An 11,392-nucleotide genomic window follows, 5' to 3' on the forward strand; every position below is an offset into this window, starting at 1 on the left:
TCAGGTCCCGGCCTTGATCTTGGTCCAGGCGCGGGTGCGCGCCCGCTCGGCATCGCGTGGCAGTGGCTGCAGGGTGTAGAGCTTGGCCATGGCTTGCTCGGTGGGGTAAAGGTTGGGGTTGTTGCGGATGGCCGGTGCAACCAGTTCGGTGGCGTCCTTGTTGGGGTTGGGGTAACCGACAAAGTCGCTGATGGGCGCGATCACCTTGGGCTGCAGCAGGTAGTTGATGAAGGTGTAGGCATCTTCCGGGTTGGCCGCGCCTTTGGGGATTGCCAGCATGTCGAACCAGATCGGAGCACCTTCCTTGGGCAGGCGCATGTCGACGACCACGCCGTTCTTCGCCTCGGTGGCGCGGTTGGCCGCCTGGGAGAAGCTGCCCGAGTAGCCGACCGCCACACAGATGTCGCCATTGGCGATATCCGCCATGTACTTGGAGGAGTGGAAGTAGGTGACGTGCGGGCGGATCTTCAGTAGCAGCTCTTCGGCCTTTTTGTAGTCCGCCGGTTTCGTGCTGTTCGGTGGCAGGCCCAGGTACTGCAGGGCCAGCGGCAGGATTTCCGACGGCGAGTCAAGCAAGGCCACGCCGCATTGCTTGAGCTTGGCGATGTTCTCTTCCTTGAAGATCAGGTCCCAGCTGTCGACCGGGGCATTGTCGCCCAGCGCCGCCTTGACCTTGGCCGGGTTGAAGCCGATCAGTACGGTGCCGTACATGTACGGCACGGCGAACTGGTTGCCGGGGTCGTTGGCCTCGATCAGCTTCATCAGTTTCGGGTCCAGGTGCTGCCAGTTCGGCAGCTTGCTGCGGTCCAGCGGCTGGAACACCCCGGCCTCGATCTGCTTGGCCAGGAACACGTTGGACGGCACCACCACGTCGTAGCCGGAGTTGCCGGTCAGCAGCTTGGCCTCCAGGGCTTCGTTGGTGTCGAAGATGTCGTAGATGAGTTTGACCTGGCTGTCTTTCTGGAAGTCCACCAGGGTTTGCGGGGTGATGTAGTCGAACCAGTTGTAGACCCGCAGGGTGCGTTGCTCGGCAGCTTCCAGGCTACCGGCGAGCAGGGTGCTGCAGAGCAGAGGGGCGAGCAGGCGCTTGAGTCGGGTCATGCTTGAGCTTCCTGTTGGGCGCGTTCGAAACCTTCGAGTACGTTCACTGCGTTGATGCCGATTTCCTCGACCGCATAACCACCTTCCATGACGAACAGCGTCGGCGTGCCGAGGCGGGCGATGCGTTCGCCCATCTTCAGGTAGTCGGGGCTGTCGAGCTTGAACTGGGAGATCGGGTCGTCCTTGAACGTGTCCACGCCCAGCGAAATCACCAGCACGTCCGGGCCATAGGCGGCGATGCGCTCACAGGCGTCATCCAGGGCCTTGCTCCAGGTCAGCCAGTCGCTACCGGCGGGCAGCGGGTAATTGACGTTGTAGCCCAGGCCTTCACCTTCGCCTTGCTCATCGGCATAGCCAAGGAAGAACGGAAACTCGGCCTGCGGATCTCCATGGATCGAGGCGAAGAACACATCACTGCGCTGGTAGAAGATTTCCTGGGTGCCGTTGCCGTGATGGTAGTCGACATCGAGGATTGCCACCTTGCCCCGGCCTTGGTCGAGGAACGCCTGGGCGGCGATGGCGGCGTTGTTGAGGTAGCAGTAGCCGCCCATGACATCGCTGGCGGCGTGGTGTCCCGGTGGCCGGCAGAGGGCGAAAGCGCTGTGGGCGCCGGTCTGGATCGCAGCCTGGGCGGTGAGGGCAACCTGCGCGGCGCTGTAGGCCGCTTGCCAGGTGCCAGCGGTGATTGGCGCGCCGGCGTCGAAGCTGTAGTAACCGAGTTCGCCGTGCAGGCCGCTAGGTTTGACGCTGCGCAGGGTGCGCGCCGGCCAGGTGAAGGGCAGCAGGTCGCCTTCGTGGCCCAGCTGGGTCCAGCGCTGCCAGGCGCCTTCGAAGAAGTTCAGGTAATCGGCACTGTGCACCCGCAGCAAGGGCGCGCGGCCAAAGTCGGCAGGCCCCTTGATTGCACCCAGCTCGCGGGTTTTTACCCGCTCCAGAACATGGTCGGCGCGCGAAGGCATCTCGAAGCAGGGCATCAGTTGCCCGTCGATCAGCTCGCAGCGGCCATGGTGCAGGCGGTGGTCATCGGAATAGATCGTCAGCATCTTGTTGTTCTCCGGGTCACTGGCGTCGCTCCATTGTTGGTGGCCCGGGCCCGGTGCAGAACGACGGAAACGGCCAAAAGGGGACCGATATGGCCAGCCTGACTGTCCGGATTTCGCCCCCTGGCGGTGCAACCGTCGTATTCAGGCGCGGAAGTGGCTTGGCGCAACGCCGCTCCAGCGCATGAAGGCGTGGCGAAAGCTGGCGGTTTCGCTGAAGCCCAGCAGTTCGGCGATGCGGTAGATGGGCAGCTGATCTTCGGCCAATAGCTGCTTGGCACGCTCGAAACGCAGTTCATCGAGCAGTTGTTGATAACTGCTGCCCAGCTCTTGCAGGTGCCGACGCAAGGTGCGCGACGAGCAGTTCATCTGCCGCGCCAGGCCTTCCAGCCCGGGAGCCGCATCGAGTTGCTCAAGCAGCAGCTGGCGAATCCGCCCGAGCCAGGCCTGGCGACCGGTGAACTCCAGGTTTAGCCGTCGGCAGCGCTCGCTCATGGCCCGGTGGGTGATCTGGTCGGCCAGCGGCAGGGGTTGCTCCAGCCATGCGCGCGCGAAGGCGAAGGCATTGTCGGCTGCCTCGAAGCGCAACGGGCAGGCGAAGCTGTCGCCATACAGCGCATGGTAATCGGGCGTGGGGTGGGCGAAGCGTGCCGCCAGCAGCGGTAGCGGTTGGCCAAGCAGGTCGTCGCAGATGACTTTCAGCGAGGTCAGGCAGAACTCGGCATTGAACGCCGCCAGCTGCGGTTCTTCGCGATAATCGCTGGCGCTGAACCAGACCCGCTCGCCGTCGTCGATCAGGCGCAGCTGAAAAAGTGTTCCCAGTAGCGCCGGGTACTGCATCGCCAGGCGCAAAGCGTCACCTAAGGTGGCACTGGAGAGCAGGGCGTAACCGAGCATGCCGTAGCAGGAAACATGCATGCGCCGGCCCAGTTCCAGGCCCACTTCGCGGCGCTGGGCCACGGCATTGGCACACACCAGCATCTCCTGGCGGGTGGTGATGCGCGAGTCGGCGCGGCCCAGGTCTGCCGGGCTGATGCCGCTGCCGGCAAGCAGCGCTTCATCGCCGGGGCCCTGGCCTTGAAAGGCCTGCAGAACCAGGGACACGGCGTTGAGGGTGGTGAGGTGTGAATGGAGCATGCTCGGCTTCTTTCGGCAGGTTGGCCAAACAAGTCGAGCAATTTGTATGCCTTCAGTCGCTTATAGCAATTCCCCGCAAAGATCCTGCTCCACCAGGCGCCGAACCTCGGCAACCGGCAAACCGCTGCCCAGCAACAGCTGCAACTTGCCGAACAGTGCTTCACGGGTCATGCCGCCTCCCGACAGCACACCGACCTGGCGCAAGCGGCTGCCGGCCTGGTAGACATCCAGTTCAACCCCGCCTTCATGGCACTGGGTGATGGCGACCACGACGATGCCACGTGCCTGAGCCTCGGCCAGGGCGGCGAGAAAGTCGGGGTTGTCGGACGGGCCGGTGCCACTGCCAAAGCATTCCAGGATCAAGCCTTGTGCGCCGCTGGCCAGCGCGGCCTGCAACAGGGGGGCGCCAAACCCTGGCACCAGGGGCAGCACCGCGACATTGGCGACCTGTTTCGGTTGGCGATAGTCGAGCGCGGCGGGCAGGGGTTGCGGCGCGCCAGCGCCGGCAAAACGCTTGAGGGTAACGAACGGATGACGGCCAAAGCTGCGCACCTTGGCGGTATGGTGCGGGGCCAGCAGTTCACCGTGAAAGTACAGTTGCACACCGGGCGGGACGCCTGCAGCCAGGGCCTGTAGCGCCCCGGTGAGATTTTCCCAGGCATCGCTGTCGGCGACACCGGCTGGCAGCATGGAGCCGGTGAACAGCACCGGGATCTGCAGGCCCAGCAACTGGAAGCCCATGGCCGCAGCGCTGTAAGCCAGGGTATCGGTACCGTGCAGCACCAGCACGGCATCGCAGCTTTGCCCGTCGACCGCATCGATGATCGCCGCACGCAGGCGCTGCCAGTAGTGCGGGGTCATGTTGGCGCTGTCGATCAGCGGTAGCAGCTCACGGAACTGCCAGACGGGAATAGCGGCCTGCCCAGCCAGTTGCTCGCGCATCCGTTGCTCGAAGCCCGAGGCGGGGGCCAGGCCGTTGGCGCTGGCTTGCATGCCGATGGTGCCGCCGGTGTACAGCACCAAGATGTTGCGGGCTGGTTGCGCAGTTACCATTCGCCTGTCTCCGTGGTCGGCTTGAGATAAGCCGACCACAGTACGCCATCACTGTGCAGGCTGTCAGCGCTTGGCGTCTTCGACCTTGGCTGGCCAGGCTTTGGTGTCGAGGTCCAGGTCGGCGAACTTGGCCGAATCGAACACCGGCGTTTTTACCCCGGCAGCGCGCTGGTCGTCGTAGTCGCGCAGCACGCGCATGGCCACCTTGAACAGCAGGGCCAGGGCGATCAGGTTGACGAAGGCCAGGCAGGTCATGGTGATGTCGGCGAACGCGAACACCGTGCCCAGGTTCTGCACCGCGCCCCAGAAGATCAGTAGCAACACCAGTGCGCGGTAGCCGATCAGGGCCTTGCGGTTGTCACCGACCAGAAAGCGCAGGTTGCTCTCGCCCAGGTAGTAGTTGTAGAGGATCGAGGTGAACACGAACAGCGCCAGGGCGACGCTGATGAACATCCGTCCCCAGTCACCGACCACGGCAGCCAGCGAGTTCTGGGTCAACGCGATGCCGTCCCCTTCGAAGCCCGGGGTGTAGAAGCCCGAGAGCAGGATCAGCAAGGCCGTGCAGGTGCAGATGATGAAGGTGTCGAGGAATACTGAGAAGGCCTGGACCACGCCCTGGGCAATCGGGTGTTCGACCTGGGCCACGGCGGCGACGTTGGGTGCGCTGCCAAGGCCGGCTTCGTTGGCGAAAACGCCGCGCTTGACGCCCATGATGATGGCGCTGCCGACCAGGCCACCGAAGGCCTGATCCAGGCCGAAGGCGCTTTTGACGATGGTCATCAGCATGCCCGGCACCTGATCGAACTGCAGCACGATCACGTAAATGGTTACGGCGATGTAAACCAGGGTCTTGACCGGTACCAGCAGGTCGGCGACGGCGGCGATACGCTTGATGCCGCCGATGAACACCAGGCCCAGCAGCAGCGCCAGGGCGATACCGGTGTAGGTGGTATCGAACTGGAAGGCGTTGTTCAGCGAGTGGGTCACGGCGTGGGCCTGCAGGCCGTTGAAGGCGAAGCCGAAGGTGACCAGCAGCAGGAAGGCCATGACCATGCCCAGCCAGCGCTTGCCCAGACCATGTTCGATGTAATACGACGGGCCGCCGCGGTACTGGCCTTCACTGTCGCAGCGTTTGTACAGCTGGCCGAGGGTGCATTCGATGAAGCTGCTGGACATGCCGACCAGCGCGGTTACCCACATCCAGAACACCGCACCGGGGCCGCCGAGGGTCACGGCGATGCCGACACCTGCGATATTGCCCGCACCGACACGGCCGGCGAGGCTGAGCATCAGCGCCTGGAACGAGCTCAGTTGTTCGCTGCTGCTGCGCAGGCTGTCGCGAAATACCGAGAACATATGGGTGAAATAACGCAGCTGAACGAAACGCGAGCGGATCGTGAAGTAACTGCCCAGACCGACAATGAGCACGATCAGTACCTTGCCCGATAGGAAGTCGTTGATGACTTCAAGCATGGAGTGTTCCTCGCTTTTAATGACTTTTACTGCATGTCGCGCCAAGGAGCTGGCACGCAAGAGGGCGGGCACTATACCGATGCGAGCGCCGCGCGTCTGCCTTGGCGTGGCGGATATGCCCTGTGGTCGCCACCGTGGGAGCTGGCGTTGCCAGCGATGCGGCCGACGCGTAGCAGCTGAAACCGTGCTGATTTCATCGCCGGCAAGGCCGGCTCCCACGGGATTGAAGGTGCGGCAGGAGGGCATAAAAAAAGGGCCCGGGGAATGATCCCTGGGCCCTCAAAAGGTGAGAGGTGTCTAGTCCCTCGACCTGGTGAGCGTGTTACAGCATCGGTTACGCCTTGAGCGGCACCAGACGCGGAGCAATCATGTTTTCCGGACGCAGGATGTCGTTGAGCATCTCTTCGTCCAGCAGGCCTTCTTCACGTACCAGTTCCAGCACGCCACGGCCGCTTTCCAGGGCGATGGCAGCGATACGGGTAGCGTTTTCATAGCCGATGTACGGGTTCAGGGCGGTGACCAGGCCGATCGAGTGCTCGACCAGTTCACGGCAGCGTTGTTCGTTGGCGGTGATGCCGACGATGCAGTGCTCGCGCAGCATGTCCATGGCGCGTTGCAGCAGGCGGATCGAGTCGAAGATCTTGTAGGCGATCAGCGGCTCCATGACGTTCAGCTGCAGTTGGCCACCTTCGGCCGCGACGGTCAGGGCCAGGTCGTTGCCCATGATGGCGAAGGCCACCTGGTTGACCGCTTCCGGGATAACCGGGTTGACCTTGCCTGGCATGATCGAGCTGCCTGGCTGACGCGCTGGCAGGTTGATTTCGTTGATGCCGGTGCGTGGGCCGCTGGACAGCAGGCGCAGGTCGTTGCAGATCTTCGACAGCTTGACCGCAGTACGCTTGAGCATGCCCGAGAACAGGACGAAGGCGCCCATGTCCGAGGTGGCTTCGATCAGGTCGGCAGCCGGTACCAGCGGCTGGCCGCTGATGGTGGCCAGGCGCTGAACGGCCAGGGCCTGGTAGCCAGGGTCGGCGTTGATGCCGGTACCGATGGCGGTACCCCCCAGGTTGATTTCGGTCAGCAGCTCTGGCGCCAGGGAACGCAGACGGTTGAGGTCTTCGGTCATGGTGGTGGCGAAGGCGCGGAATTCCTGGCCCAGGGTCATCGGCACAGCGTCCTGCAGCTGGGTACGGCCCATCTTCAGTACGTGATCGAATTCCTGACCTTTGGCAGCGAAGGCCTGGATCAGGCTGTCGAGGCTGGCCAGCAGGGCGTCGTGACCCAGCAGCAGACCCAGACGGATCGCGGTCGGGTAGGCGTCGTTGGTCGACTGCGCCATGTTCACGTCGTTGTTCGGGTGCAGGTACTTGTACTCGCCCTTCTGGTGGCCCATGGCCTCCAGCGCGATGTTGGCGATCACTTCGTTGGCGTTCATGTTGGTAGACGTACCAGCACCGCCTTGAATCATGTCGACCACGAACTGCTCGTGGTAGTCGCCGCGGATCAGACGGGCGCAAGCCTCGCTGATGGCAGCGTGCTTGGCATCGCTCAGGTGACCCAGCTCGCGGTTGGCGTCGGCAGCAGCCTGTTTGACCATGGCCAGGGCCACAACCAGTTTAGGGTAGTGCGACAGCGGAACGCCGGAGAGGTGGAAGTTGTTGGCAGCACGCAGAGTCTGGATACCGTAGTAGGCATCAGCAGGGACTTCGAGGGTGCCAAGCAGATCTTTTTCGACACGGAACGATGCAGCAGCGGACATGATAGATATCATCTCGAGTTTGACCCGGCACATGCCGGAATGGCGCCAATCCTAGGCTTGCGCCGATTTTGCGGCCAATGCTGTTACACGCTAACCTATGCATAAACGGCATACGGGTTGATGTGACGTCAACTGCCGATCGAGCGTGTTCAATTTTGGTGCATGCCTGGAGAGCTCATGAACCTTGAGAGCAAATGGCTGGAAGATTTCAGTGCCCTGGCCGCGACCCGCAGCTTTTCCCAGGCCGCCGAGCGCCGCTTCGTCACCCAGCCGGCCTTCAGCCGGCGTATTCGCAGCCTTGAGGCGGCGCTGGGGCTGACCCTGGTCAACCGCTCGCGTACGCCTATTGAGTTGACGGCGGCGGGGCAATTGTTCCTGGTGACGGCGCGTACGGTGGTGGATCAGTTGGGCGAAGTGTTGCGCCACCTGCATCACCTGGAAGGCGGGCAGGGCGAGGTGATCCAGGTGTCGGCGGCGCACTCGCTGGCGCTGGGGTTCTTTCCGCGCTGGATCGCGCAACTGCGCAACGACGGCCTGAACATCGCCACGCGCCTGGTGGCAACCAACGTCGGCGATGCGGTGCATGCCCTGCGTGAAGGCGGCTGCGACCTGATGCTGGCCTTCTACGACCCCGATGCAGCCTTGCAAATGGATGCGGAGATCTTCCCGTCGCTGCATCTGGGCCATACCGAGATGCTGCCTGTGTGCGCCGCCGATGCCGAGGGCAAGCCGCTGTTCGATCTGGAAGGCGAGGGCAGTGTGCCGTTGCTGGCCTACAGCGCCGGGGCGTTTCTCGGTCGTTCGGTCAATCTGTTGTTGCGTCAGCGCAACCTGCGTTTTACCACCGTCTATGAAACGGCGATGGCCGACAGCCTCAAGAGCATGGCCCTTGAAGGCCTGGGTATCGCCTGGGTGCCACGGCTGTCGGCGCGGGCCGAGCTTGAGCGCGGTGAGCTGGTGATTTGCGGCGGCAGCCAGTGGCATGTGCCGCTGGAAATCCGCCTGTATCGCTGCGCCCTGGTGCGCAAGGCCAACGTGCGCCTGCTGTGGCGCAAGCTTGAGGGCGGTTCGCCAGCAGCCGGGGCTTGACCCAAAAGTCAGCCAAAGCCCCGAAAAATAAGGCCGACAGTTGGTCGTCAGGGTGCATCCAAGGCGTTGCTTTGCGGTATACTGCGCGGCCTTCGGTCGGCATGCCCGGCCCTAATTCGTATAACAAGCCACGCCGGTCGTCCCGCGTGGCTTGTTGTTTTTTGACGCGCCTGCGGGCGCCCAAGAGAAGAGGCTCGACGATGAGTGCACTGGTTGGCGTGATCATGGGCTCCAAGTCCGATTGGTCCACCCTTAGCCACACCGCCGATATGCTGGAAAAACTCGGCATTCCCTACGAGGTCAAGGTGGTGTCTGCCCACCGGACCCCGGACCTGCTGTTCCAGTATGCCGAAGAGGCCGAAGGCCGTGGCATCGAGGTGATCATCGCCGGCGCCGGTGGCGCTGCCCACCTGCCAGGCATGTGTGCGGCCAAGACCCACCTGCCGGTGCTGGGCGTGCCGGTACAGTCGTCGATGCTCTCCGGGGTCGACTCGCTGCTGTCGATCGTGCAGATGCCAGCCGGTATTCCGGTTGCCACCCTGGCCATTGGCAAGGCCGGCGCGATCAACGCCGCGCTGCTCTCGGCAAGCATCCTTGGCGCCAAGCACCCGCAGTTCCACACGGTGCTCAAACAGTTCCGCGCTGAGCAGACAGACAACGTTCTGGACCATCCAGATCCGCGCCAGGCTTGAGGTCAAAAGCATGAAAATCGGTGTAATCGGTGGCGGCCAGCTGGGCCGCATGTTGGCTCTGGCGGGTACTCCGCTGGGCATGAACTTCGCTTTCCTCGACCCGGCTCCAGATGCCTGCGCGGCGCCTCTGGGCGAGCACCTGCGTGCCGATTACGGTGACCAGGACCACCTGCGACAGTTGGCCGACGAAGTTGACCTGGTGACCTTCGAATTCGAAAGCGTCCCGGCTGAAACCGTGGCCTTCCTGTCGCAGTTCGTGCCGGTCTACCCGAGTGCCGAATCCCTGCGTATCGCCCGCGATCGCTGGTTCGAAAAGAGCATGTTCAAGGACCTGGGCATTCCCACCCCGGCCTTCGCCGATATCCAGTCGCAAGCCGACCTGGATGCCGCCGTTGCCAGCATCGGCCTGCCTGCCGTACTCAAGACCCGCACCCTGGGTTATGACGGCAAGGGGCAGAAAGTGCTGCGAACTGCCGAGGATGTTGTGGGTACCTTCGCCGAACTGGGCAGCGTCCCGTGCCTGCTCGAAGGCTTCGTACCGTTCACCGGCGAAGTGTCGCTGATCGCCGTGCGCGCCCGTGATGGCGAAACCCGTTTCTACCCGTTGGTGCACAACACCCACGAGAGCGGCATCCTGCGCCTGTCGGTGGCCAGCGAAGACCACTTGCTCCAGAACCTGGCCGAAGACTACGCCGGTCGCGTGCTCAAGCAGCTCGACTATGTCGGCGTGCTGGCTTTCGAGTTCTTTGAAGTCGATGGTGGCCTCAAGGCCAACGAGATTGCTCCACGGGTGCATAACTCCGGGCACTGGACCATCGAAGGCGCCGAGTGCAGCCAGTTCGAAAACCATCTGCGTGCCGTTGCCGGTTTGCCGCTGGGTTCGACCGCCAAGGTCGGCGAAAGCGCGATGCTCAACTTCATCGGTGAAGTGCCGGCGGTCGACAAGGTGATTGCCATCGACGAATGCCACCTGCACCACTACGGCAAGGCCTTCAAGGTCGGGCGCAAGGTTGGCCACGCCACCCTGCGTTGCGACGACCTGGCGACCCTGGAACAAAAAATCCAGCAAGTCGAAGCCCTGATCAAGGGCTGAAGGGAACCTTCCCGCTCCGCTATCCCTCTGATGGCAGGATGCCAAAGCGCTGGCTAGGCTTTGGCATGCGCCATTTAACTCAGAGGGATTGCCATGGGTATCATCGGAACCATCTTCATCGGCCTGATCGTCGGTCTGCTGGCACGCTTTCTAAAGCCTGGCGACGACAGCATGGGCTGGATCATGACCATTCTGCTGGGTATTGCCGGTTCGCTTGCCGCGACCTACGGCGGCCAAGCGCTGGGCATCTATCAGGCCGGAGAGGGGGCAGGCTTCCTCGGCGCGCTGGTGGGCGCGATTGTCCTGTTGGTGATCTACGGCCTGGTCGTCAAAAAGAGCTGACGGCAGGCTAGAATGCTCGGCACCGAACTCCTTCGTTGCCGAGCTTTTTCATGCGCCGTGTATTACTCCTCTCCCTATTGCTGCTGAGCGGCCTGGCCCGGGCTGAAATGCCGGAAACCGACTGGCTGGAACTGATGCCCAAGTCGGACCAGAAAGCCCTCGAGCAGATGCCCGAAATCGACCATAACTCTCCGGAAGCCATGGGCACCTTCACCGAAAAGGGTGGCCTGAAGCAGAGCCAGGGCCTGCCGGCGGTCATGTATTCGACCAAGACCGTGGCAGCCATGAACGGCAAGCAAATTCGCTTGGGCGGCTATCCGGTGCCGCTGGAAACCGACGCCAAGGGCAACAGCACGCTGTTCTTCCTGGTGCCTTACCCGGGCGCCTGTATCCATGTGCCGCCACCGCCACCGAACCAACTGGTGCTGGTGCGCTATCCCAAGGGCTTGAAGCTCGACGATATCTACACGCCGCTGTGGGTCAACGGTACCTTGAAGGTGGAGAAGGTCAGCAATGACCTGGCCGATGCGGCCTATGCAATGGATGCGGCCAAGGTGCGGGTGGTGGAGGACGCTGATCTGTGAATGATCGCGGGGCAAGCCCGCTCCTGCAG

Annotated in this window: 11 protein-coding genes; 5 read left to right on the plus strand and 6 right to left on the minus strand. The window is 63.0% G+C overall.

The features are described from left to right. The 6 genes from UW3_RS0112365 to aspA all read right to left on the minus strand — a co-directional run bounded on the left by UW3_RS0112365 (position 1) and on the right by aspA (position 7,563). Entirely contained in the window at positions 1–1,101 is a 1,101-nt protein-coding gene (locus UW3_RS0112365; RefSeq protein WP_010222798.1) for a polyamine ABC transporter substrate-binding protein, read from the minus strand. Then, positions 1,098–2,144: a histone deacetylase family protein gene (locus UW3_RS0112370; protein ID WP_010222799.1), complete on the minus strand. Its 1,047-nt coding sequence runs from the start codon at positions 2,142–2,144 to the stop codon at positions 1,098–1,100. Before UW3_RS0112370 ends, UW3_RS0112365 begins: the two co-directional genes overlap by 4 nt. A gap of 141 nt (positions 2,145–2,285) precedes the next feature. Then, positions 2,286–3,278 carry an AraC family transcriptional regulator gene (locus tag UW3_RS0112375; RefSeq protein WP_010222800.1) on the minus strand — a complete coding sequence of 331 codons (993 nt, stop codon included), beginning with the start codon at positions 3,276–3,278 and terminating at the stop codon, positions 2,286–2,288. Positions 3,279–3,338: 60 nt separating this feature from the next. Beyond that, on the minus strand, positions 3,339–4,331 hold the full coding sequence (locus tag UW3_RS0112380; RefSeq protein ID WP_010222801.1) for an asparaginase: 993 nt from the start codon (positions 4,329–4,331) through the stop codon (positions 3,339–3,341). A gap of 63 nt (positions 4,332–4,394) precedes the next feature. Next, the gene (locus UW3_RS0112385; protein ID WP_010222802.1) at positions 4,395–5,804 is read right to left on the minus strand and encodes an alanine/glycine:cation symporter family protein; all 1,410 of its coding nucleotides are present in this window, start codon (positions 5,802–5,804) and stop codon (positions 4,395–4,397) included. A gap of 334 nt (positions 5,805–6,138) precedes the next feature. After that, a complete protein-coding gene (gene aspA, locus UW3_RS0112390) occupies positions 6,139–7,563 on the minus strand; it encodes an aspartate ammonia-lyase (RefSeq protein WP_010222803.1) in 1,425 nt (474 codons plus the stop codon). 177 nt (positions 7,564–7,740) lie between these two features. On the opposite strand from aspA, the gene UW3_RS0112395 reads away from it, so the two are divergent. The 5 genes from UW3_RS0112395 to UW3_RS0112415 all read left to right on the plus strand — a co-directional run bounded on the left by UW3_RS0112395 (position 7,741) and on the right by UW3_RS0112415 (position 11,363). After that, positions 7,741–8,652, plus strand: coding sequence for a LysR substrate-binding domain-containing protein (locus UW3_RS0112395; protein WP_010222804.1), 912 nt, complete (start codon positions 7,741–7,743; stop codon positions 8,650–8,652). Positions 8,653–8,852: 200 nt separating this feature from the next. Beyond that, a complete protein-coding gene (purE, locus tag UW3_RS0112400) occupies positions 8,853–9,344 on the plus strand; it encodes a 5-(carboxyamino)imidazole ribonucleotide mutase (protein ID WP_010222805.1) in 492 nt (163 codons plus the stop codon). Between the two features lie 10 nt (positions 9,345–9,354). Then, on the plus strand, positions 9,355–10,437 hold the full coding sequence (locus tag UW3_RS0112405) for a 5-(carboxyamino)imidazole ribonucleotide synthase (RefSeq protein ID WP_010222806.1): 1,083 nt from the start codon (positions 9,355–9,357) through the stop codon (positions 10,435–10,437). A gap of 93 nt (positions 10,438–10,530) precedes the next feature. Continuing rightward, positions 10,531–10,779 carry a GlsB/YeaQ/YmgE family stress response membrane protein gene (locus tag UW3_RS0112410; protein ID WP_010222807.1) on the plus strand — a complete coding sequence of 83 codons (249 nt, stop codon included), beginning with the start codon at positions 10,531–10,533 and terminating at the stop codon, positions 10,777–10,779. A gap of 50 nt (positions 10,780–10,829) precedes the next feature. Further along, entirely contained in the window at positions 10,830–11,363 is a 534-nt protein-coding gene (locus tag UW3_RS0112415) for a DUF3299 domain-containing protein (RefSeq protein WP_026001294.1), read from the plus strand. Positions 11,364–11,392: the final 29 nt, after the last annotated feature.

The sequence above is a fragment of the Pseudomonas donghuensis genome (assembly GCF_000259195.1).
Classification (GTDB): Bacteria; Pseudomonadota; Gammaproteobacteria; order Pseudomonadales; family Pseudomonadaceae; genus Aquipseudomonas; species Aquipseudomonas donghuensis.